The organism is Candidatus Epulonipiscium sp. (assembly GCA_012519205.1).
Lineage (GTDB): Bacteria > Bacillota > Clostridia > Lachnospirales > Defluviitaleaceae > JAAYQR01.
This window is the reverse complement of the sequence record JAAYQR010000026.1, coordinates 1-25,749: the sequence shown is the minus strand read 5'-3', so window position 1 is coordinate 25,749 and position 25,749 is coordinate 1. Positions and strand designations below refer to the sequence as shown.

Annotated in this window: 18 protein-coding genes; 1 reads left to right on the top strand and 17 read right to left on the bottom strand. The window is 33.8% G+C overall.

From position 1 onward, the window contains the following. Positions 1-16: 16 nt before the first annotated feature. From GX308_08430 to GX308_08420, 3 genes are all read right to left on the bottom strand, one after another. Positions 17-1,045, bottom strand: coding sequence for a LacI family transcriptional regulator (locus GX308_08430; GenBank protein NLK22083.1), 1,029 nt, complete (start codon positions 1,043-1,045; stop codon positions 17-19). Between the two features lie 90 nt (positions 1,046-1,135). Then, positions 1,136-2,203 (bottom strand): undecaprenyldiphospho-muramoylpentapeptide beta-N-acetylglucosaminyltransferase, encoded by a 1,068-nt coding sequence (locus GX308_08425; protein NLK22082.1) that lies wholly within the window; start codon positions 2,201-2,203, stop codon positions 1,136-1,138. 55 nt (positions 2,204-2,258) lie between these two features. After that, positions 2,259-3,413, bottom strand: a complete 1,155-nt coding sequence (locus GX308_08420) for an NADP-dependent malic enzyme (protein ID NLK22081.1) — start codon at positions 3,411-3,413, stop codon at positions 2,259-2,261. A gap of 274 nt (positions 3,414-3,687) precedes the next feature. Here GX308_08420 and asnB point away from each other — a divergent pair, with 274 nt between their 5' ends. After that, complete coding sequence (gene asnB, locus GX308_08415) at positions 3,688-5,523, top strand: asparagine synthase (glutamine-hydrolyzing) (protein NLK22080.1); 1,836 nt, start codon at positions 3,688-3,690, stop codon at positions 5,521-5,523. A gap of 8 nt (positions 5,524-5,531) precedes the next feature. Here asnB and GX308_08410 read toward each other — a convergent pair whose 3' ends face one another. From GX308_08410 to GX308_08345, 14 genes are all read right to left on the bottom strand, one after another. Next, the gene (locus GX308_08410; GenBank protein NLK22079.1) at positions 5,532-8,363 is read right to left on the bottom strand and encodes a glycosyl hydrolase; all 2,832 of its coding nucleotides are present in this window, start codon (positions 8,361-8,363) and stop codon (positions 5,532-5,534) included. A gap of 60 nt (positions 8,364-8,423) precedes the next feature. Further along, positions 8,424-9,536: a xylanase gene (locus GX308_08405; protein ID NLK22078.1), complete on the bottom strand. Its 1,113-nt coding sequence runs from the start codon at positions 9,534-9,536 to the stop codon at positions 8,424-8,426. A 92-nt stretch (positions 9,537-9,628) separates the two neighbouring features. Continuing rightward, positions 9,629-11,191, bottom strand: coding sequence for a glycoside hydrolase family 43 protein (locus tag GX308_08400; protein ID NLK22077.1), 1,563 nt, complete (start codon positions 11,189-11,191; stop codon positions 9,629-9,631). Positions 11,192-11,201: 10 nt separating this feature from the next. Further along, positions 11,202-13,259, bottom strand: a complete 2,058-nt coding sequence (locus GX308_08395; GenBank protein NLK22076.1) for an alpha-glucuronidase — start codon at positions 13,257-13,259, stop codon at positions 11,202-11,204. Between the two features lie 50 nt (positions 13,260-13,309). Further along, a complete protein-coding gene (locus GX308_08390) occupies positions 13,310-14,305 on the bottom strand; it encodes an endo-1,4-beta-xylanase (GenBank protein NLK22075.1) in 996 nt (331 codons plus the stop codon). Between the two features lie 121 nt (positions 14,306-14,426). After that, on the bottom strand, positions 14,427-15,341 hold the full coding sequence (locus GX308_08385) for a carbohydrate ABC transporter permease (protein NLK22074.1): 915 nt from the start codon (positions 15,339-15,341) through the stop codon (positions 14,427-14,429). A gap of 13 nt (positions 15,342-15,354) precedes the next feature. Further along, positions 15,355-16,329 (bottom strand): sugar ABC transporter permease, encoded by a 975-nt coding sequence (locus GX308_08380; protein ID NLK22073.1) that lies wholly within the window; start codon positions 16,327-16,329, stop codon positions 15,355-15,357. Positions 16,330-16,391: 62 nt separating this feature from the next. Then, entirely contained in the window at positions 16,392-18,101 is a 1,710-nt protein-coding gene (locus GX308_08375) for an extracellular solute-binding protein (protein ID NLK22072.1), read from the bottom strand. A 132-nt stretch (positions 18,102-18,233) separates the two neighbouring features. Further along, positions 18,234-19,751, bottom strand: a complete 1,518-nt coding sequence (locus GX308_08370) for a response regulator (protein ID NLK22071.1) — start codon at positions 19,749-19,751, stop codon at positions 18,234-18,236. Continuing rightward, on the bottom strand, positions 19,744-21,552 hold the full coding sequence (locus GX308_08365) for a histidine kinase (GenBank protein ID NLK22070.1): 1,809 nt from the start codon (positions 21,550-21,552) through the stop codon (positions 19,744-19,746). The genes GX308_08370 and GX308_08365 overlap by 8 nt, the downstream gene beginning before the upstream one ends. 10 nt (positions 21,553-21,562) lie before the next feature. Then, a complete protein-coding gene (locus tag GX308_08360; protein NLK22069.1) occupies positions 21,563-23,146 on the bottom strand; it encodes a response regulator in 1,584 nt (527 codons plus the stop codon). Positions 23,147-23,231: 85 nt separating this feature from the next. After that, positions 23,232-24,407 (bottom strand): ROK family transcriptional regulator, encoded by a 1,176-nt coding sequence (locus tag GX308_08355; GenBank protein ID NLK22068.1) that lies wholly within the window; start codon positions 24,405-24,407, stop codon positions 23,232-23,234. 273 nt (positions 24,408-24,680) lie between these two features. Continuing rightward, positions 24,681-25,097 carry an HIT family protein gene (locus GX308_08350; GenBank protein ID NLK22067.1) on the bottom strand — a complete coding sequence of 139 codons (417 nt, stop codon included), beginning with the start codon at positions 25,095-25,097 and terminating at the stop codon, positions 24,681-24,683. Between the two features lie 85 nt (positions 25,098-25,182). Then, entirely contained in the window at positions 25,183-25,707 is a 525-nt protein-coding gene (locus tag GX308_08345; GenBank protein ID NLK22066.1) for a hypothetical protein, read from the bottom strand. Positions 25,708-25,749: the final 42 nt, after the last annotated feature.

The window sequence follows — 25,749 nt, the reverse complement described above, 5'->3', positions numbered from 1 at the left end:
CTCCTTTTTTTATTTTTTAAGGATGCAGAGTGGTGCAAGAATTCCGGATAATTAGGTTGGTATCTAGGATTACTTTTTTAAAACCTTTTTGAGGATTTTCTATTGTTTTTAAAAGTAGGTTTGCTGCTACTTCCCCTAGGGTATACATGTTTTGGTCTACGGTTGTAAGCTTTGGTTCACTGAGTTCAGTGATTACGATATTGTCGTATCCTATTATTGAAATATCCCTTGGGATTTTCCTATTCAGTTTTTTTGCAGCTTGAATTGCTCCTACCCCCATCCAGTCATTGCAGGCAAAAATTGCTGTTGGGGGCTGACCTTCTCTTAGTCTCTTTTGAACTTTATTAATACTTAGTTCCACAGTCTCTATGCCATTACCATCGTTTATTACTAATATGTTTTCTTTTTTTACGGGGATTTGATGCTTTTTTAGGGTTTCATAATATACTTCTTCTTTTAGGTCATAGGAGTAACTTTTTTTACCCCTAAGAAAAGCTATCTCTTTATGGCCTAAATTTATTAAATATTCTATAGCTTGTAATGCCCCCATTTCTTGATCATTTAGGACAAAGTTGGCTTTAATCCCCCTATGGTAGCCATTGATTAATACTAGGGGTACCTTTAGGGCTATATCTTCATAGAAACCGTTTTCTATATTTTTATACTGGGGATCTATAACTAGGATTCCGTCCACCTGCTTGTCCATTAGGTTTTTGACTTGGTTCTTTTCGGAATCTTCGTTGCTATCGGTATCGCATAGAAAAAGAGTATATTCTTTTTTATTACATATATTTTCAATTCCCTTTACTACTATGGGGAAAAAGAGATTGGTAATACTAGGAATCACTACTCCCAGTGTATTCGTACTTTTATTAATTAGGCTTCTAGCTAGGTGGTTTGGTTTAAAGTTCAGGTTTTTTATAGCTGTTTCTACTTTTTTTCTTGTTTCCTTTTTCACAGGATAATTATTATTGATTACCCTAGATACGGTAGTTATAGAAACTCCCGCCTGTTTTGCTACATCTAGTATGGTAGGGACTTCCAAGTATATACCTCCTTTATAGAAAGCCTTTTCTAAATTCAGCATAACATACCCGATTTTTCTTTGCAATAAAATATTCGGGTATTTTAATTATTACTTTTTTCCGTGGGTACGGATTAATTCCATTATTTTTTCAATTCCATTTACGGTATCACTTTTTTCCATGGCAGTTATATACTTTTGGCGGTTCCTATATAACTCCATTATGGTTTGAAATAAACTTTCTTCTGTTAGTTCTTGTTCTTCTAATCGTTCACTAAATCCCTGTTTGTAGAAGGAACGGGCATTTAAAATTTGGTCGCCCCTACTGGCTTTTTCAGATAAAGGAATTAGGATATTTGGTTTTTTCAGACTTAGTATCTCCGATATGGAATTTGCCCCTGCCCTCGATATGATAAGGTCTGCTGCTGCAAATAGGTGGGGTAGTTCTTCCTTTACATATTCAAATTGTTTGTATCCTTTAGTACCCTCTAAGGAATCTTTTTTATTATATTTTCCACAAATATGTATGATATTAAATGGTTCCGTTAGTATAGGGACTAATTTGCGGAGTATAGAGTTCATAATAACTGAGCCTAAACTCCCTCCCATCATCATTATAACGGGTTTATTATTATCGAATCCGCATATTTTACGTCCTGTTTGGGCATTTCCTAAAAATAATTCTTCTCTTATTGGTGTTCCTGTTAGAATTCCTCTCTTTGTTGGGATATATTCTAGGGTTTCTGGAAAGTTTGCACATATCTTTTTTGCAAAAGGAAAGACCAGTTTATTAGCAAGTCCCGGAGTTATATCGGATTCATGAATGATAATAGGGACTCTTAAAAACCATCCTGCTGCCGCTACAGGGACTGTTACATAGCCTCCTTTTGAAAATATTATGCTTGGTTTTAGTCTTGCAATAAGATTTAATGCTTCTGCCCCCCCTGCTAGAACTTTAAAAGGATCCGTTAGGTTTTTTATATCTTTATACCTTCTAAGTTTTCCTGAAGATATGGGATAGTAGGGTATTTTTAGTTCTTCTATTAGTTCTTTTTCTATGCCGTTTTTACTGCCTATATATCTTACATCCCAGCCCTCTTTTTGGAGTCTTGGGATTAGGGCCAGATTAGGGGTTACATGACCAGCGGTACCGCCGCCAGTTAGGATGATTCTTTTCAAAGGGGTCACTCCTTTATATGGTGTATTTATGGGGTAGTATAAAACTACCTCAGGATTATATATTGTAAGTATTGATTACGGCTTGGGCAACCTTTTTTGCTACTCCTTCGTCAAATGGTTTAGGGAGTAGGTTTTCTTCATTTAGATCTTCTTCTTTTATCATAGAAGCTATTGCCTTAGCTGCTGCCAGCTTCATTTCTTCAGTAATTTGTTTTGCTTTTGCCTCTAGGGCACCTTTAAAAATCCCCGGGAAAACTAATACATTATTTACTTGATTGGGGAAATCTGAACGGCCTGTTCCTATAATTCTAACCCCTGCCCTTTTTGCTAAATCAGGCATTATTTCCGGTATTGGATTTGCCATAGCAAATATGATTGAATCCTTATTCATGGTAGATGCCATTTCTTCCGTAACTATACCCGGGGCAGATACTCCTATAAATAGGTCACAACCTTTCAGGGCATCTTTTAGGTTTCCTTTTACATTTTCTTTGTTCGTGATTTTAGCTATTTCTCCCTGGGCCCAGTTCATCTGCTTAGCATCTTTATGTAGTATTCCATTTTTATCGCAAAGTAATATATTATCAAAACCGTAGTTTAAAAGGAGCCTTGTTATGGCTATGCCCGCTGAGCCTGCGCCGTTTATGACTACCTTCATAGTTTTTTTATCTTTTTTTACTATTTTTAGGGCATTTATTACTCCGGCTAAAACCACTATGGCTGTACCATGTTGATCATCATGAAATACAGGAATATCTAGCTCATTTTTTAGCCTTTCTTCTATTTCAAAGCATCTAGGGGCTGCTATATCTTCTAAGTTAATTCCCCCAAAAACAGGGGCAATGTTTTTTATTGTTTTTATTATTTCTTCTGTATCCTTTGTATCAAGGCAAATAGGAATAGCATTAATGCCTCCAAATTCCTTAAATAAAACGGCTTTCCCCTCCATTACTGGCAGAGCTGCTTCAGGACCTATATCTCCTAATCCTAGAACTGCTGTACCATCGGACACTACTGCTACGGTATTGCCTTTTATAGTATATATGTATACTTCATCTCGGTTTTCATGAATCCTTCTACAGGGTTCTGCAACTCCCGGGGTATATGCTATGGATAAATCTTCCTTTGTTTTTACTTTTGACTTTGAAGTTATTTCTAATTTACCTTTCCATTTTTTATGGGCATCTAGGGACTTTTCTTCTATATCCATGAGGTTCTCCTTTATGATTTTGTTATTGTTCTAAGGTAAATTATAGCATAAGGAAAGAGAATCCGTCTATATTTTTGTACCTAAGGCCTTGGGGGTAAAATTCCTTACCATACTTAGAATGATGTGTGGGATTTTTGATAGTTTCAATTATTGATGGAGGATTTTTTGGATATAATATTAGGTAAAGTTTTATTGATTTATAAAATAAGTTGTGATAAAGTTTTCATATGTTTGTTTTTTCTACATTTTTTTATTCTTGAAAGGAGAAAGCACTATGTGCGGTTTTTGTGGTTTTATTGATCAAATAGATAATAAGGAACAAATATTAAAGGATATGATGGATTCCATTATTCATAGAGGACCTGATAGTGATGGTAAATATATAGATGAGAATGCTGCATTAGGGTTTAGAAGGCTTAGTATTATTGACTTAGAGGATGGTTCTCAACCACTTTATAATGAGGATGGTAGTTTGGTTTTGGCCTTTAATGGAGAAATCTATAATTATCAGTCCATCCGTAGCGTTTTAGAGGAAAAGGGACATATTTTTAAGACCCGCACGGATTCTGAGGTTTTGGTTCATGCTTATGAAGAGTTTAAGACAGAAATGCTAAGTCATCTAAGGGGTATGTTTTCTTTTGTAATATGGGACAATAAAAACAAAAGTTTATTTGGGGCTAGGGATTACTTCGGCATTAAGCCCTTCTACTATTACAAGGAAAATGACACTTTGGTTTTTTCTTCAGAAATAAAAAGTATTTTAAAACATAACGCAGTTAAAAAGGACTTAAATCTTGATGCCTTAGAAACTTACCTTACTTTCCAATATTCTGCTCTAGAAGAAACATTCTTTAAGAATATCTATAGACTTCCCCCTGCCCACTTTTTTATATATCAGGGGGGCAATATAGATATAAAAAGGTATTGGGAGCCTGTTTTTGAATCTGAAAATAAGCCCCTAGAAAATTATGTAGAAGAAATAGATAACAGGATGAAAGAATCTATCAAAACCCATAAAATAAGTGATGTTGAAGTTGGTTCGTTTTTATCTAGTGGGGTTGATTCCAGTTATGTAGCAGCATGTTTTAAAGGGGATAAAACCTTTACCGTTGGGTTTGATTATGACAAATACAATGAAATAGATTATGCTAAGGCCCTCTCTGAAAAAGTAGGTATCAAAAATTATCATAAGCTTATTTCTACAAAGGAATACTGGGACATACTCCCTATGGTCCAATATTATATGGACGAACCCCTAGCTGACCCTGCGGCGGTTGCTCTTTATTTTGTGAGTGAACTAGCCAGTGAACATGTTAAGGTGGTTTTATCTGGGGAAGGTGCTGATGAACTATTTGGGGGCTATAATATATATAAAGAACCCCTCGATTTAAAGATTCTAACCAGTCTCCCCATGCCTATCAGAAAATTTCTTGGGAGATTAGCTTCCATGATTCCTTTTAATATTAAAGGAAAGAACTTTTTAATCCGCGGCAGTAAGTCCATAGAGGAGCGATTCATAGGTAATGCCTTTATGTTTACCGAAAAAGAGAGGAAAGAGCTTCTTAAAAACAAAACTACCGCCCCTTCCCCTTATGAACTTACTAAACCTTTTTATGATAAAATCAAATTAAAAGATGATATTACGAAAATGCAGTACATTGATATCCATATGTGGCTTTGGGGGGATATTCTTCTAAAGGCAGATAAGATGAGTATGGCTCACTCCCTAGAACTTAGGGTTCCTTTCCTAGATAAGGAAGTGTTTAATTTAGCAAGTAAATTACCCACTAAATATAGGGTTAATAAACAAAATACAAAGTATGCCCTAAGATTGGCAGCTAAGAAGAATATGCCTGAAAATGTCGCTAATAAAAAGAAATTGGGTTTTCCTGTGCCTATTAGAATTTGGCTTAGGGAAGAAAAATATTACCAAATAGTTAAAGAGGAGTTTTCTTCCCCTGCGGCAGAGATGTATTTTAATACGGAAAGGCTGCTTTCAATACTCAAGGAACATTATGATGGCAAAAAGGATAATAGCAGGAAGGTTTGGACTGTATATATGTTTTTGCTTTGGTATAAGGAATATTTTGAAGACGAAAAAAAGGCCTAGGGGAAATCCTAGGCCTTTTTTTGTGATGGCGGACCTAGATAACTAGGTTTTAATCCACCCATATCGATTACTAGTTTTTGTAATACCACTATGGGATCAACCATCCATATCTTAAGAGTATGATATCCCTTTGTTTTTATAATATGATTACTTTTGATTACTCTTATATTATATATAACACTTCTTGCCCAATCAGCTTCATCAAAGCTTCCATCCTTTTGTTTTTTAACCACATCTATAATCTGTATGGGTTCATCATCAAAGGATATCCCTATCCTAAGACCTCCCTCTGGAACAAAATCCAAGGAAGGGGCTAAAATGGCATTAACTTCAACTTCTCCTGGATTAAAGATATATAGCTTATATTCTAAACACGGGGAATTTTTAGGTGTGTGTGCTATTTCTGCTGTTACAGGAAAAATAGCCATGGAAGATAATGTTCTCCCATAATTATCTATCTTTTCCCATCCAATATCTTCCACTTCTGTTTTATTAGTAAATTGTTCCGCTTCTATAGAGATATAGCCATTGGTTTCTATAAAACCATCTATGGAATCAATATCTAAACCTTGAGGATTGAACACTTCAATATTAACTTTAACTTCTTGCCCACATGAGCTTACTATTTTTAATATTCCTTCAGGATTTTCTTCTTTAGGAATACTATCCCAATCTATATCTACCCATATTCTTTCTTGTTTATCTATAATACCCGTATTCTTGTTTAATTTGATCCATTTCACATTAAGATATATATTAAATTCAAAAGGTTTATTTCCTTTATTGAATATTTCTATATATCTCTTTTCTTTAAGAATCGGGTTAAACTGTGGTAAAACACACTTTTTATCAGAAGTATCCCAAGTATCAGTACTCTCTTCTATAGCTACTGCCATATAGGGTCCTTCTTTTGGCATAATCCTTATAACATCTGGAAATATATTTTTATCTGGTTGATTCCAATAAGTATATCCTATATGGGTTTGATCCATCATATGGTTCCATTTGCCTTTACTCATTATATTATTGTAATAATAAGTAAGTTCTTCATCCTCTTTAAATGCTAGCTCTGCCAAATTCGCTATATCATTAGTTATTGTCCTTTTTTGTTTTCCATAAAGCCTATTTTTCTCAATATAAATATATAGCTTATTAATATTATAAGAAGCCTTTGTAGGATAAAGAACCAATTGATAAAAAGCATCTTTCAAATCCTTAGAAATCTTCTCATATATATTTTCTGCTTTTGTCACTATTTTTTCAAAGTCAAGGAGAATCCTTTCTGCCTCTTTATAATTGGTGATACTGTATAATTCTACAGAATTAAGAAGTTCAGGTTTTAATCTTCCATTAAATTTTGAATACATATTGATGATATATGCTATTTCTTTAGCATATTCAGGACCAAATTGTTTTTCTGCCCAAAGTATACTATATTCTTCTATATTATCCTTTGTGTAAGCCTTTATATCCCATGCCATACGCAAAAAGTATTCCATAGGAAATTCCATGGGTTTAAGATCACCTACATTTAAAATCCATATCCTATCAGCTCCATATTCATAGGCTTTATGCATTTGTTCCCATATCTTATGGATTGGTACTGTATTTATCCATTTATAAGATCTAGGTCCTCCTACATAATCAAGATGATAATATATACCTGCTCCCCCTACTCTTTTTCTTTCTGTTTTACTGGGTACCCGTCTTAAGTTACCATAATTATCATCCGACCATAATAAAGTTATATCTTCATCAACCCTCATTCCTCTTTCATAATACTCTTGAACCTCTTTATAAAGGGCCCAAAGCTGAGGTGTTTTTCTTATATCTGTATTAGTTGTATCTTTTATTATCTCCCTTTGATTTTTAACTATTTCTTGAAGTAATTCAATCTTTTCTTCAATACCCATATCCTCAGCCATGGGCTCATCTCCATCTCCCCGCATACCTAATGTTATTATACTTTCATAGTCCTTATTTCTTTCTATTCCATACTTCCAAAATTCATATAAAAAGTCCTTATTTGCAGAATAATCCCAAGGACCGTGACCATTGTTTTTCCATTCTCTTTGAGATCTTAACATAGGTTCATGATGGGAGGTACCCATGATAATACCGTAATAATCTGCCATCTTCGGATTTAGAGGATCATCTTCATTAAAGGCATTATCCCACATAGCAGGCCAAAGATAATTAGCCTTAAGCCTTAAGATTAGCTCAAAAACTTTCTCATAAAATTCATGACTAAAATCCCTGAAGTTTGACCTAACCCAGGCCATAAGAGAAGGCCCCTCATCATTTAGAAATATTCCCCTATATTTTACACTGGGCTCTCCTTGTTTATATGTTCCATCTTCAACAACTAAAGTACTTTTATATGGAACCTTTATATCTGCCCAATAATGCCATGGGGATACTCCTATTTGTTCAGATAAATCATATATTCCGAATATAGTACCTCTTTTATCACTGCCTGCTATTACTAGGGCTTTTTCGATATTAGGTAGTGGATTGGTGATAGTTTGTATTACAAAGGCTTCCCATTTTCCCGTAATATTTGAAACATCTAATTTGTTTTCAGAAATCAGAGCATCTATGATGGGAGATTTTCCTATAGTTCCTATTATGACTGAACTTCCAGATAAGTAGGAGACCTTATTTTTAATTTTCGGGAGTAGAGATGTAACTCTGTGTATATCATATTTCAAATCATGAACTGCCCTTATAACTCCTTCATAGTCTTGGGAAGATACATAAATATCTGAGGTTTTTTGATTATGAGCTAATAAAAATCCATCAGAAGTATATATATTAGTGATGTATTTTTTATTGAACATATTATTACCTCCTGTGCTTTGGATTTTATACCCTATAAAATATGAATAAAATTTATTATTTTAATACCACATTTTATAATTTCCACTTAAGGCTAATAGGGCAAAAAAGTATAAGCAATTATCATAATAACGTCTTATCCCTTTTCGAACAGGAAGGTGCCAAAATCTATGAACGAAGGTCTTTGCATTTTCTCCTGTAGCTGCTAGAGATGCCATAGCAAGGGTAGCTAAAAGCCCTGTGGGGTGCAGAGCCCTTTCTTCAAAAGGGGTACCGTCTACTTGGTATTTATGATAATCTGAGGTGTCTTTATCTATGAAAAAGTCTTGGATTCTATTACATTGTTCTACTGCCCATTTATCTTCCCTAAACCATTCATAATCTAAGGCAATATTAGCAACTACTCGGTAAGAATCGCTATAAAAATCACCGTGCCCTTCTTCTTTTCGAGGGGTACCGTCAAATTCCGCATATTCTGGGGCTAAGCCCGTAACAGGGTGGCAAGTCTTTTTTAGATATTCCCTGCTAGCAAGCACCGCCTCACTCCAAAACTGTCTATCTTCCTTATTCGCCCATAGGCTAAATAATTCATAGAAATGGGGAAGATGATAGGATGGATCAGAAAATGGGGTTTCTGGAACGAATTTAATGAGTTTATTGGTGGAATCCCACATGGGATCCCCTATTCCATCTTTCCCATTATGGATACATGCCTTTAGGATATCTTTTGCCTGTTGGCTGTAGTTAAAGGGTTCTTCCTTATCTCCCCATCTATTTGATGCAAAGAATAAGGCCATAGCAAAAAATTCTTCTCCATCCGGAGCTGGCCCTTGGGCCCTCCTTGTGCCATCGGTATTACAAGACCAAGCAAAATAACCTGTATATTTCCCTTCTCTATGCCACATATATGTTTTGGTCCATTTCCATAGGCGATCGAATTCTTCTTGCTTATCCAATTGAACACATATCATCATTCCGTAGGACATACCCTCAGTTCGTACATCTATGTTTCCTGTGTCTAGCATATATCCCATATCATCTCCTACGGGATAGTAAAACCTTGTATTTTCATCGCCATAGAATAAATCCTTAAAGGTATTTTCGACTTTTTGTTTGATTTGGATATCGGTATAGCCTAATTCTTTGAATAGGTTGCGATAATTTGTTTTTTTCATTGTTATCCTCCTTAGGGCTATGGGTGGTGAGCTGCCATATTAAGTAAAAGGTTAGTTCTGGTATACAGTGCTCAAATGACAAGTATTTATATCTAATTTTCGTAGTACTGGAACCAGTCAAAATCTGCATAGTTTTCACTGGGGGTGTTGTTACTTGTACAATACATTCCTATGGTATTTCCTACAAAGCCTCCTGCTACATCGGTACTTAATATTCTTCCATCTACATTATCTGCAAGTATTATGGACTGGTTGGAATCTAAAACACTCCTATAGGAAAATCTAAGTTCTTGGCCCCAGGCCTCTATTTTTAGATATAATCTTTTAGCATTAACTCTAGACTTTGCTAAAACTTCTTCTTTCCCCTTTTGACATCTTATAAGCTTTAATATGTTTTGGCCCTCTTCCTTTGTATATTCCATGCTTAGGTAGAATTCATTACTTTGGACTATGGCAATCCCTGCAGATTCTTTTTCATTTTGGGGATTAAACTCCATCGCAGTTTCTGCAACAAAATCCATATGTTGCTGTCTTAATCCTATAAAACTAGGGTTAACCAATTCCGATAGTTTTTGGGGACGAAGTTTTATCCTTATATACCCATGTCTTTCTTCCAAACTATAAAAGTCTTCCCTTGGATTTCTGATAAATAGCCATTTATAATCTAATTCCTTCCCTTCGAAATTATCACAGGGGGAGGGTTTTGATAGCTTATGGAGTGGTAAAGTAGGTGCAATATGTTCTTCTTCTATTATTCCTTTTCCAGGATTTATTACAGGCCATCCATTTTCCCAAATCAGTGGAACCATAAAGGTTTCCCTGCCGAGATTTCTATAATAACCCCCATAAGGCCTTGAAGCTAGTACTACCATGAACCATTCCCCATTGCTGGTTTCTATTAAATCTCCATGACCCACATTAACAATAGGATATTCTTGTCCTAAATGTCTATGGGTTAAAATTGGATTAGAGGGATATCCTTCATAATAGTCATTTATCTTTTTACTTCTTCCTATGGTCACGGCATGATCAGGTCCTGTTCCCCCCTCGGCAATCATAATATAATAATACCCATCCTTCTTATATATATGGGGCGCTTCTGGCCAAGCAGCATTAACTAGGGCTCCTTCCCATATTATATGGATTTGCCCTACTAACTTCATTGTATTTAAATCTAGTTCTTGAAGCCAAACTTCATTATCTCCGTAATATTTTGCCCCTTCTTTTTTCTCCCTTGTACCTACATAATAGGCTCTTCCATCGTCGTCGAAAAATAGTGAGGGATCAATACCTTCTGCCCCTTCCAAGAAATAGGGTTCGGACCAAGGCCCCTTGGGGTCTTTTGCTGTTACTATAAAATTACCTCCACCACTTACATTAGTTGTAATCATATAAAATGTACCTTCATGATATCTGATGGTGGGAGCAAAGATTCCTGCAGAGTGGCCTCCCCCATCAAGGTTTACTTGAGAATTCCTATCTAACACATTTCCTATCTGCCCCCAATTTACTAAATCCTTACTATGGAATATGGGAACCCCGGGGAAATAAGAAAATGTTGATGTAACCAAGTAATAATCTTCTCCTACCCTACATATGGAAGGGTCCGGATAAAATCCTGGGATAATCGGGTTTTTATATTTTCTTTTAGACATAGCTGCCTCCTTAGTATATTTTTCTTTTTAGTTTATCTTCAATTCCTGTTTTCCTATAAAAATAAGTATTAATAACATCTCTCCATTCTTTTGAATGCTCTTTTTGGATTTTTAGACGCTCTAACACCCTCTCAAAAATCTCTTTATCCATATATTCTTCTAGACTTATCCATTTATCCAGCAACTTGGCTGCCTGTTCTGCCCCTTCAAAATGGGTATTATATATATACTGTATTATGGTTTCCCCCGATTTTAGAAGGTAGGTATAGGGTACATGATGAAAGAATAATAAAAGCTCCTCAGGGCAGGTATCTATAGATTCGTATATATCCCTATTTTCCTTATAATATTGGGAAGTATACCCTGTTCCTTTATTTGTTCTATCTACACCTATTCCTTGATAATCAGCCCTATGATAAGTTCCCCATTTATCGTATTCATATCCATCTACATTAGGCCCATAGTGATGATTTGGATTTACCATCCACCCGATACCTAAAGGGGCATTATAGTTTCTATAAATTTGAAGGGATGAAAGTAGCATTTCACAAATCCCATTAACCACCTTAGGATGATTGCCAAAGGTAAGTATTACCCATTCCCTTGCAATTTCTTCTGCCGTTAGGTCAGGATTCCATATGAGTCTTCCGTATCCGTAAAAATTTGCCTGGGCTAAGGTATGCCCTGTCCAATTAGTGTCATTTCCAGTGTTAGATACCGCAGCAACCCCTGCATATCTTCGCCCAAAAAGTGAACCATTTGCTACTTTTGTTATGGTTGAACCCTTCCCTTTTGCATAGGTATCAAAATCCATAACCTCTTTCCACATGGGAACCAAGTAACATAAATGTTTTTGTTGCCCAGTATATTCTTGGGTTATCTGTAGTTCTAGAAGTTGATTGGTCTTAGTCATTCCTCCTAGAAGTGGGGATACCGGTTCCTTAACCTGAAAATCCATGGGACCGTTTTTGATTTGAATGATTACATTTTCATCAAAGTCACCATCCAAAGGCATAAAATTATCATAAGCTGCCCTTGCCCTATCAGTCTTTTTATCTCTCCAATCCTGTAGGCAGTTATACACAAATGCCCTCCATATAACAATTCCTCCAAAGGGTGCCAAGGCTCTTCCTAACATATTTGCCCCATCTGCATGGTTTCTATTGTATACATAAGGTCCTGGGTTAAACTCCGAATCTGCTTTAACTAAAAACCCTCCAAAATCAGGGATATAATCATATATTTCCTTTGTTTTTTCCTTCCACCAAGATTCTACTTCTTTATCTAGGGGGTCAGCGGTTTTTAATCCTCCTAGATACATAGGACTTGCAAAATTAATGCTCAGATATGTCTTGATTGCATATGCTCCAAAAATATTAGCAATCTTACTAACCTTAGGAAGAAATTTAGAAGTTATAAGTTTTGGAGCCTCTCCCCTTACATTTACATTATTAATAACTATACTATTAATTCCAATGGAAGCTAAGAGTCTTGCATAATCTTTAACCCTTTTAAGGTCATGGCCTATTTCATTGTTTTTAAAGAAAATAGATTCCCCAGCATAACCTCTTTCGATACTGCCGTCCATGTTATCCCATTCATTTAGAAATCTTAAAGGGTTTTGGGGAGTTTCTTTAATATCTATGTTGTTTATATCTCTTTCTAAACTTAAATGTCTTAGAAAATGAAAAACCCCATGTAATATCCCCTTGTCATTGTTGGATGAAATTATGATTAAATCCTTTTCATCTTTCAATATTTTTCTAATTAAAAAACCCTCTTCCCCTAGGCTTTCCTTTTCTTCTTTGCTAAACTGCACTTTGAAAATTCTTTCAATGGTATCAAAATTTCCTAAAATTAAGCCTTCCAATGGGGGTTCTTTTTCAATGTCCATTTTGACTTCTAATAGCCCTAATATGCCCCTTTTAAGTTCGTCCACCGCAGAAGTAAGGATTTCTGAAGAACCCTCTATCCAAAGATACTTTGCATATTTTTCATAAGTATTTACAAGTCTTTGATTAGTAATCTTATTGTATCTTAGCCAGCAGTTATAAGTTATGTTTTTCATCATCTTCCTCCCTTGATTTAATTTATAGTATTTTTATAATAATAGTATTACTAAAATTGGAGAATCCTATAAAACGCTTCCTTAGGTTCATGATTTTCATCAAATAGGAGAGGCCAGTTTTTCCTGCCCCTTACCGGAAAATTGTCCAGCCAGTTTTCGTCATCGGCTATCCCCCATAGGGTAACACCATTTATCACTTCTTTATACTCCCTAAACATCCTAAATGCCTTTTCGTAAATCATTGCTTGTTTTTCTATCATCCCAGCTGTTGGTTTGGTTAAATCCATCCTTTTATCTTCAAAGCCAAACATTGAAATATCCATCTCGGTTATTTGGACCTTTAACCCCAAGGATGCATATATTTCAAAGCTCCTTTTTATTTCATCAAAAGATGGTTCAAAAATATTCCAGTGGCCTTGTAGGCCCACCCCATGAATTGGAGTACCGCTTTCTTTTAATGATGATACCAGCCTTACAATTTTTTCGCGTTTTTTGGGAGTGCTCTCATTATAGTCATTATAAAACAAAAGGGTATTAGGTAGTTTTTTATGTGTCATTTCAAAAGCCCTCATAATATAGTCTTCTCCTATGATACGAAGCCATTTACTATCCCTTAGGTATTCTTCTTCCTTGTCTTCTATTACTTCGTTAGCCACGTCCCAGCAATAGATGCCATCACCATATCTATTTGCTAAAACATAAATATGTTCGTCTAAGGTTTTAAGCAGTGCCTCCTTAGATATCTCTTTTCCCTCATTATCTTCAAATACCCAAGCAGGGGTTTGATTATGCCAAACAAGGGTATGTCCTCTTAATTTCATATTATTTCTTTGGGCAAAATCATATATCAAATCTGAATCTGTAAAATTATATTCCCCAGCTTTAGGGTGAAGAGATTCAAATTTCATCTCATTTTCAGCAGTTATACTATTGAAATGCTTAATTAAAATATCCCCATGGGTTTTTATAGTTTTGGTATTCACTGCTGCCCCGATAGGAAAATAGTCTTTATATGCCATAAAAAGTGATTGATTTTGACTACTCATGGTATCTCTCCTTCATAGGTTTTGTCATTTATTAGATTGTTAAAGTCTTCCCTACAATTTTGAATAATTTGGCTCCTATTTATATAAAAAAGAATAAAAAACACATCGAAAGATGTATTTTTTATTCTTTTACTCCACCTACGTTAAGCCCCACTACAAAGTATTTCTGTAAAAATGGATATACCATCAAAATAGGCGCAGCTGCAACAACGGTAATGGCTGCCCTTATGGAAGTTGGAGTGACCATTGCCTTAGCCACTGCCTCTCCTCCAGCAGATACCCCTGCTCTTAATCCTGGATCTGCATTATTTGCTGTTGTGGAAGCCAAAAGTTTCATAAGCTCATATTGTATAGTACTTAATTCTTGCTTTGACGGTGCATATAAAAATGTATCAAACCAAGAGTTCCATGCACCTACTGCAATAAACAATGCTACAGTTGCAAGAACGGGTTTGCATAAAGGAAATATTATTTGGAGAAATATCCTAAATTCTCCTGCTCCGTCTATTCTTGCAGATTCTACCAAGCTTTCTGGGATTGTTCCTATATAAGTCCTTATAACAATAACATTAAAGGCACTGATTAAACTAGGGATAACATAAACCCAAAAGTTATTTACTAGATGTAAATATTTTATTAACATATATCCTGGTATTAATCCTGCACTAAAATACATAGTAAGGACCAGCACAGTTGTAATCGGTTTTCTAAATATATATTCTTTTCTACTTAAAGGATATGCAAGCATAGTGCAAAGGAAAACCCCTAAAATTGTATTCAGTGCTGTCTTAACTAGGGATATATAAAAGGCATGGTATACCGTCCCTGTTGAAAATACCGCCCGGTAATTTTGCCAAGTAAATTTTCTAGGCATCAAAAATATTCCACCCCTAATGGTGTCAAGCCCTTCATTAAAGGATACTGCTATTGTATTTAAAAAGGGATATAAAGTAACTATAACAAGACAAACCATGAAAATAGTATTAAAAGTTTTAAAGGCATACTCTTCTACCCTATCCCATTTTATTGCTTTCATCTTTTAACCCCCTTTAGATAAGCTGTTCTTCCCCAAGTTTTTTAGCAACTAGATTAGCTGAGTAAATAAGTATAACACTTACAACTGTCTTAAACATACCGGCTGCCGTAGCAAGAGAGAAGTTAAACTGACTAATTCCATATTTCAGTACAAATATATCTATGGTTTCCGAGTAATCCATAACCATTCCATTTCCAAGAAGATACTGAACCTCAAAACCTGCATTTAAGATATTACCTATACTCATAATAAGAAGTATTACAAAGGTTGATTTTATACTTGGTAATGTAATATACCACATTTTATGATAGCGATTAGCACCATCTATATCTGCCGCCTCATATAAGGCTGGATTTATAGCAGACATGGCTGCAAGATATATGATTGTATTCCATCCTACAGATTTCCATACTCCGGCGGCCCCTACAATACCCCAGAAATATTCACCTTTACCAAGCCATAATATAGGACTTTCAATAAGTCCAAAATTCATTAATAGCACATTTATAATACCATCTTCTGTAGATAATACATTTGCCACAATCCCTGCAGCAATTACCCAGGATAAGAAGTGAGGTAAGTATGAAATCGTTTGAACAGTTCTTTTGAAAAACATACTTTTAATTTCATTTAATAATAAAGCAAGAATAATTGCGGAAACAAATCCTAAAATTAGGTTTATAAAACTCATAGCCAAAGTATTTCTAAGAACCCTAAGGAAAGATGAATCAGAAAACAGAAAATTAAAATGTTTAAATCCTACCCAAGTCTGATCAAATAATCCTTTTGCTGGTTTAAAGTCTTGAAATGCCATTACCCATCCTATAGCAGGAACATAATTAAACAAAATAATATAAAGTAGGAATGGAAAGGACATAAATATTAGCTGCTTTTGAGCCTTTATATTTTTCAATGTTATTTTATCCCTAATGGGCTCTTTCTTTGTCTTTTTTCTTATCTTTTTTTCTACCACCGCTGCTTCAGCCATATAACCCCTCCGTTTCTAAAATAAACTAGGCGATGGGTCCTCCATCGCCCAGCTATTAACTCTTATTTGCTGGTCCAGTTTTCTAATCTCCACTGGATTTGTTCATTGATTCTATCTTCGTATGATTTAATGTTAAGCTTTTTAATTTCATTTACATATTCACTCCAAGCATTATCAAACTTGCCTGGCTCTGCCAAAATAGCAGTTGGTAAATATTTCATAGATAAATCATTTAATTTAGTGGATGCAATCTTAGCTTCTGAACCATCTATGATGTTGATTTGCCATGCTGGATATGCAATTGGATTTTCTGGTGGTGTTCTTAGGAATTCTCCCCATGTCTTCTTACCATAAGCTTCAAGGAATTCCTTATCATATTCGGATAAACCAGCAAAGAATTCTTCAGGTTGTTCCCCAACCCCTGTAGCATTTCCATCACTATATAGTCCTTCTAGTTTAGGAGAGGATTCCCAAACTGCTTGGGCTTTGTTTTGAAGTATCCAGGTTTGGTCTTTTGCATTTGCTCTTTGTTCAGGAGTTCTGTAGAATCTACCATTTTCATCTACCATATAGTCTTCTTCTTCAACTCCCCATTGAAGTAGCTTTTGCCATTCTTCTGTTACCAAAGTATCGAACATTTTGATAATTCTTTCTGGATTTTTTGCACTAACAGAAATGCCAAATCCTGAGTTAACATTTACAACGCTTCTGTCAGCATACCAATCTTGTCCTACATAGCTTTCATCTAGTACAACAGGTAGAGGAACCCAAGTTCTATTATCTAAACCTTGTTCAATAAGAGAGTTTTTAGCATCTCCAAAGTTCCATCCTTGGTCAAACATTCCAAGTACACGACCTGTGGATAGTTTTGCAAGATATTGGTCATAGTTTTGTGTAAAGGTTTCTCTGTCTAATAATCCTTTGGCATTGATTTCATTTAATTTTTGGTAATAAGTTTTAGCATAATCTTTATCCGCGAAAATTTCTGCTACATTTGTATCATAGTCTACTACCACTCCACCTTCATTAGGTTTACCTACTAAGTGTTGAGGTGGGTTAACAAGTCCGAAGTTTCTCCAGTCATAGGAGATAATTTCAAATCCTATTGTTGGTTTCCCATCGATTTCTGGGTATTTTTTAGCATATTTTTCGATAAGATCAAAGTATTCATCAAGAGTATCTATTGTAGTAATATCAGGATATCCTGCATCTGCCAATACTTCTTTTTGAATCCAGAATGCCGGTCCATAGTGTGAACTTGGTTTGTATTCACCACTGTATGCCCCATAGTTTGGCATAATATAAAGTTGTCCGGTATCTGGGTCCTTAATCTTTTCCCAATATGGCTTGTAATGTTCGTAAAGATTTGGAGCATTGTCCTTAATGAGGTCATCTAGAGGAATAAATGCCCCTGCATTGATTAATTCTGTTCCTCCATTTATTACATCAGGGTATTCTCCACTGGCAATCATAACTCCAAATCTTTGTTTGCTATCTCCTACTAAGAATTCAAAGTTAAATTTAACCCCTAATTTTTCCTCAATAAGCTTGTATATCTTATTATCTTTAGGTGGTTGTTGTCCTGGAGCATTAATATAAACGTCTAGTTCTATCGGCTCTAGTTTCTCTTCTGTTTGTTTTCCGTTGTTTTCAGTTTTTTGTGTGTCTTTAGGTTGTTCTACCTTTTTACTCCCACAACCAGATAAAAGAACACTTGTGCTCATAACAACTACTAAAGCTAGGCTAGCTAGTTTTTTAAAACTTAGCTTCATTGGTCTTCCCCCTTAGTTTATGATTTATTACAAAAATAAATGTAATTTATCTTTGTAACTATTATTATTGTACAATAATTAGAGGAACAATCCATTTACAATATTAAAGTTTTACCCCCTATAAAAATTATATTATCTTTCATTGTAGTCTGAAGGTTTAACTTTTAGGTATGACTCAAATTTATTGATAAACCTACTGTAATTAGAGTATCCTAGATGTTGGGCTATCTCATTTAGTTTCATATCTGTATTTTCTAGTAGCTGTTTTGCTTCTTCTATTCTTAATTTATGAATGTATTCATTAAAACTCATGCCATAGGTCTTCGAAAAAACTTGCCCAAGATAAACAGGGTTAATGTAGAATTTTTTAGCAATTTCTTTAAGGGTTATTCTTTCATAAAAATGGCTCTTTATATACCCTTCTATATCATATAGTACTCCTTTAGCTTTTTTGTCTCTTAGGTTATCCATATGATTCATAATATTTATAGAATAATCTATAAGAATCTGTTTCATTTCCCTTATAGTTAAATGACTTTTTGAAAGTCCCTCTACATCATATTTGCTAAGGAAAAGTTTATAATTTTCCTCATCCTCCCTCATTAACCGCATTCCCTGATATAAGACATTTATAACAAACATCTTGAAAATTTCTGGAGATATGAGTTTATTATAGAATTCTTCTTCAACCTTGTTAATAATCCTATCTACCTTTTCATAGTCTAGGTTTCTTAGGGCCTCAAAAAGGGTTTCAACATATAAGATTCTTTCAAATTCGTAGGTTATCATTTTATCTTTAATCTCTTCATAAGTTAATATTCCTGAGCTTTTCATAAAAGGTTTAAATTCTATAGCCTTCATAGCCAAGGTATAGGCTCGCCTTATTTCTAATATATCTAAAACTTCATTTCCAATACTAATATATACCCCAAATTTATCTTTATCTAAAACATCTTTAAGGAGTTTTTTTGTAAAGGTATAAACCTCTTCCTTATTTTCTGTCCCCATAACAATACCTAAACTTGTAGGAGCAATATTTACGATGAATATATATTTTTTAGTTTTTTTCTGCTTGTCTGCTATTTCTATTATTTTAGAGATATTCTTTGTCCCTGTCTCTATATGGATATAATACCAAGCCTTGGACTTGTACTCTTGTTGAAGTTTGTTTTTTAGAGCCTCCTCTACATATTTCCCCTTGGTAAGTTTTGAAATGATATTTGCAGATATTTGATAATCAAAATCTTTTTCTATATCTTTTATCCCTAGTCTTTTTTCTAATTCTTTATTTATTTCTTTTAGAATCCCAAGTGTTTCTTCTTCTATAATTGGCTTTAATAAATAATATTTAACCCCGTATTCCATGGCTTTTTTTGCATACTCAAATTCACTATAGGCGCTGATGACAATAATTACTATAGGGTCACTTATATTTTTCCTTATATATTCAATAAGTTTTAATCCATCCATAACAGGCATTTTTATATCCGTAACCACTACATGGGGGGCTGTTTTTTTAATTTCATTTATTGCTTCTTTCCCGTTGCTGCATCTACCACAAATCGTAAAACCCCATTCCTTCCAAGGAATCATTATTTCCATACCTTCCAATGCTGCCGGTTCATCATCTACCAATAAAACCTTATACATCCATATTATCTCCTTCCCTGGATAGTTTAGGAATAGGAATCATAAGAGAAACCTTTGTTCCCCCTTCTAAACTACTATCTATTTTTAGTTCGGCTTCTTCACCATAGCTAAGCTTTAATCTTCTGTATACATTAGAAATACCTATATTGTTAATAGAATTGTTGTTTTTCATATTTTCAATGATATCTTTTAATCGATAACTTTCGATGCCTTGCCCATTGTCCTTTACTGCAATGATTAAATACTCGGGATTTGTTTTAACTGTTACTGTTACTTTTCTTTTTCCCTTTATTGCCTGCAAACCATGTTTACAGGCATTTTCTACAATGGTTTGGATGCTCATTTTAGGCACCTTATAGTCCATAGTATGTTCCTCTATGATAAAATCATATCCGAACTGCTCCCCAAATCTAAATTTTTCTATTTTAAGATACATCTCCGTAAAATTTATCTCTTCTTCTATAGTAATCATATCCTCTTTCCAGCTTAAGAGTCTTCTAATTATTTTAGATAAATATTTTATAATTTCTACTACATTTGTATAATTATTTTTTACACATACAACCATAATAGCATTTAAGGTATTAAAGAGAAAATGGGGATTTATCTGTCCCTGAAGGAAATTAAGTTCTGCCTTAACCCTCTCTAAGTCAGTATCCTTTTTTTGAAGTTGTAATTTATAAACATCATTAATAAGGGAATTGATTTTCGAAGCCATAACATTAAAACTTCTGATTAAATCCCCTATCTCATCCTTTCCTTCATTTATTTCTATGGTCTTGATATTATCAAAATGTTTTTCCTTTACTTTTAGCATATGCTTTGATAAATTCATAACTCTATAGTTATAAGATCTAAGAAGAATTATAAGAAGCGAACTAGATACCAAGGTGGTAATAATCATTAAAATAAATATGTACCCCCTGGCAGAGTTAATTTCCTTATTTAAAATGGTGGTGTCTATGACTCCTATGATTTCCCAGTCGCTTACTAGATTCTTTTCAAAACTTTTACGCATAAGTTGTTTATCTTTACCAAAGGTAATTTCATCAAAGTTTTTAAAGTTTACCAAGTCCTCCTCATATTTTCCGGTGGAGCAGATAATTCTACCCAAATTATCGACCAAGATTAAATCCATATATTCTCTTTCTCTCTCCATTATGTCATGGATACTATTCATATTGATGTCCAGTCGTATTATGTTTCTATCTTCCGAATAAAAGGAATAGATATTCAATTTCTTAAAAATACTTATAGCAGAAGCAATACTATTAGGGTATTGAGGTAAGGAGGACTTGTATGGATATACAAACATATCTTGATCTTCTTCATATATTTTTTTATACCATTCTTCATTTCTTATTTCTTCACTAACATAAAAATAATTTCTTCCGCTGATAATAGTTGGATTAAAAGTGTATACTTTTATATCTTCTATATCCCTATTAACAAGCATATATAAATCCACCCTATCTCGCATATATCTATAGAAAGAAAGATAATATTCCGTATCGCTTTCATATCTATTATTTAATAGCTCATGTAAAGATTGATCCATGGAAATAGTTTGGCTAATGTCCATACCTGCTCTTAAAATGTCTTCTATCTCATTAGAGGATCTGTTTAATGAGATTTTAAGGTTTTGGTTTTCTCTTTCCTGTACATAGGCTCTTACGGAATTTAGGAAAAAGCCATTGGTGATAATAATAGGTATTAACACACAAACCATGTATATTAGAAAAAGCTTCTTATTAAGGGGAATATTATTTACAACATCAAATATCTTTTTATGTCTTTTCATTAATTATCACTCACTTCAGATTTTTATACGCGGAGGGTACAACCTGAGTATAACTTTTAAACTTGTTCGAAAAATACTCTGCATCCTTGTATCCGATGGTCCTTGCAATATCTGAAATCTTCATATCAGTTGTTTGTAACAACCGCTTTGCTTCTTTTATTCTTATATGGTGGAGATACTCATTAAAGTACATGCCCGTGCTTTTTTTAAACAATTGTCCTAAATACATAGGATTCATATAAAACTTTTCTGATATCTCCCGTAGCTTTAAGTTTTTTGGGTAATTTTCTTGAATATATTTTTTAATTTCATAAATTATATTGGATGAATCTTTAGTCCTTGAATGTGAAATATATTCTGCCCCATAGAGACATAGCCTAATTGTTATTTCTATGATATCTATAAAACAATCTTTTTTTATGTCTATTTTTATGTTTAAAAGGTTTTGAGTAAATTCCTCTGCATCCCCGTTGTACTCATAAATCTTTTTTAACATTTCAACCTTTAGGAATGTGATATAAGATTCTATTATTCCTATATCTGTTTTTTGATTATAAAATTTATTAAAAATATGTCTTACACCATTTTTGATATCTTCTTTCTTATTGTCATAGATGCACTCTAGTATAATATTCAAATCTTCCCTATTAAACTCATAATCTCCATATGATTTTTTAATATCTTTGTAAAATAGAATGCTTTTAGTCCTATTAAAAAAACGATAGTTTCTTGTTTCATTAGCCTCGTTATAAATATTTCTTAAGGTTTCTATGCCTTTTCCTAAATTACTTATGAAGAACAAAATACTAATCCCATATACATCCATAAGTTTTTGCCTTATTTCCCTTAGGAATTTCTTTAAATCACTATCATCTTTTGTTTTATCTAAAATGATGATACCTAATTGTTCCATGTCTTTTTCATATATATACAAAAGCTCCCCAAAGTCATAGTTTTTCATATATATCTCTTTTATCATTCCTTTAATCTTATCTTTTCCTTGTTTAATTTCTCTATCATCTAAATCATTCATCCACTTATTAAAATCGTCTATTTCCAATAAAATATATCTAAGATGGATACCCTTTTTTATATTTAATAAAATCTCGGCTTTTTTAAATAAACCTTCATTACCTTCTCCATTGGTAATTCGGTTGATTGTGTTTTCAGTGATAAATGCTATTGCCTCTTCATTGGCCTCTTGGGTCAATCTATAGGATTTAAATTCATTATTTAACTTTTCTAGAATTTCTTCTATTTCATCTACATCAATAGGTTTTAGAATATAATGGTTCACACCATAATACATGGCAGCTTTAGCATATTCAAAATCACTATATCCGCTTAAAATGACAAATTTCGTTCTTAAGTTAGGGATTTCGTTTGCTTCCTTTATAAGCCTAAGTCCATCAATAATCGGCATATTAATATCTGTTACAACTAGATGAGGATTTACCTCCCTTATAATTTCTAAGGCATCTTCACCGTTAGTGGCTTCTAAACATATGCTAAAATCAAATTTTTCCCAATCAATCATAGTTTTTAATCCTTCAAGAACCAAAGGTTCATCGTCCACTAATAAAACTTTAAACATAGTGACCTCCTTTAAAAAGCACAAAACCGCTATTGATTATAGTTTTAGTATATCAATGCGGTCTATACATTTTCAATTCCAAAGTTTAAATTATTTTTCTTTTAATAAAAAACAACTTTTGCATGGGCAAAAGGGCAGCCCCTAGGATTGATGCATTTTCTTTTAAGGTCGATATTAATATTTTTATATCATTTTCATTGTAAAAGGTATTTTGTATAAATACCTTTTCCTTTAGGGATTCTAGGATTCCAGGGTATTGTCCTATTTTCCCTCCGATTACCACATAATGGGGATCTAAGAGCAGAATAATGTTTTGTATTCCTATGGCTAAATAATCCAAATAACTTTCCCATGCTTCCTTTGCTATAGGATCCTCACATTTTAATTTATAGAAAAAGTCTTTTAATGAAACTTTTTTTTGATTTGCTCTACTACAATAGCCCTCTATCAAAGCCCTATCGGAAGCATATAATTCCCAGCAACCCTTTTTCCCACAATTACAGGGTTTGCCATCGGCTACTATGGTCATATGACCAAATTCCCCAGCTCTTTTATTTTTTCCTTTATATAAGTAATCTTGGATAACTATTCCTGTTCCTATTCCCTCTGTAATAGAAATATATGCTAAGTTTCTCATCTCCTTAGCAATACCTAAGGTAAGTTCTGCAAAGGCTGCAGCATTTGCCTCGTTTTCAATATATACTGGAAGCTTTAGGATATCTGTAAACTCTTTAAAGACTATATTTTTGATTTTTAGATTCGGGGCCATTTCAAGTACCATGTCTTCTTCATTAACTGTACCTGGAAGGGAAAAACCAATTCCTAGAACTTTATCAATAGAAATCTTTTTTTCATTTAATATATGTTTAATTTCCATTTCAATTTTTCTAATTGCTTCATCAATATTATAAAATCCCTTAATATCCATGGATGTTTCATATATAATTTCTGAATTCAAGTTTGTTAAGGCTATACGAATTATCTCTAAGGAAAAGTCAACTCCAAAGGCATATCTGGAATTAGGAAGAAATCTTATAATAATTGGCTTCCTCCCCCCTGTAGATTCTGCCATCCCAGCTTCTTCAACAATACCTTCTTTAATTAAGGCATTTATATTGCTGGTAACGGTTGGAATACTTATTTCTAGTTCCTTAGAAATATCTTGCTTGGTAAGTTCCTTTTTTTTATATAAAAGCTGCACTATCTTTTTACGATTGGAATCTTTTATGATTTCCTGGTCTACTATGTCTATTTTTATCATTATATCACCCTGCAATTTTTTATATCCTATTATAAAGTATATTATATATGTAGGGCAGGTTTCCATGCCTGCCCTTACACATAGTATGCTCAATAGATTATACTTTAAAGATAACATAATAACAATACTTTTTCAAGAGGGTTTAAAAAGTATATCAAACAAAAAATAGGGAACAGATGGATGAAGAAATAAACCTGTTTTCATTTTCATAGGGAAAACCCTTGAAACCTTCCATATATGCCCTTATTATTATATTTCTCTTTAAAAAGCCTCCTATAAGGATTTATATATGATTTCGGCTAAATTATCTAGTTCCTTTTCTGTAGGCTCCGTTGCTTTCCATCCGATATTAACTGTATCGCCTTTATATCTAGGAATTATATGAAGGTGAAAGTGAAATATTGTTTGTCCTGCCAATTTTCCATTGTTTTGTACAATATTTAGCCCCTCCATATTAAGTTCTTTTTTTAATGCTTTTGCTATATGGATAGCTAAGGCAAATAGTCTTCCTCCCTTATCCGGATCCATTTCATAAATATTTTCTATGTGTTCCTTGGGCATAATTAGGATATGGCCCCGATTCCCTGGAAATCTATCCAAAATGACTCTAAACTCTCCATTTTCAAAAATTGTTGCCGAAGACATTTTTCCGTTGGCAATTTTACAAAATAAGCACTCATCAAAGTTCAAGTTACTGCCTCCCTTAGATTATTGGTTCCATATTCTGTATTATAACACATCTTATAAAAAATTAAAGGGCATCTATAAATGCCCTTTAATTTTGACTTTTAAACTTTGTTAAATAATGCAAATACTTTATTATATCGTTTTGCTCGTCTCCAATTATTTCATACATCATTTGCTTCCATTCTACGGGAATAACAGAAAAATAAATCTTTCGATATAGCTCAATAGATTCAAATCCTAAAAATATTCTTTCTTCTATAATTTCATTTAAAGATTTTTGAAAACTTGGTTCTTTTATGTCACAGGATGACCTTTTTCCTGTCATTCCCTGATAAATTTCACCAAACATCTTTTCATGTTTTCTTTGATTAAAGGAAATATGGCGGATTCTTCTTGAATCCTGTTCCTTTTCAAAGCCCTGCATAATGACTTCATCATAATAAACTAGCTTTTTTTCCCTTCTTATAGCTTCTTCAATTAATTCCGCTCCCTTGATATCTTGTCTTATTTGAGGAATTTGTTCTGTCTGGGGCATTTGCCCCATAATATTTTTTTGAGGATTTTGGGTAGACATATATGGAGAGGATGTAGGAAAGGGCTGCTGAAAATACATATTATGTACCTCCTATCTTTTTTATCTTGTTTGTTCTTATTT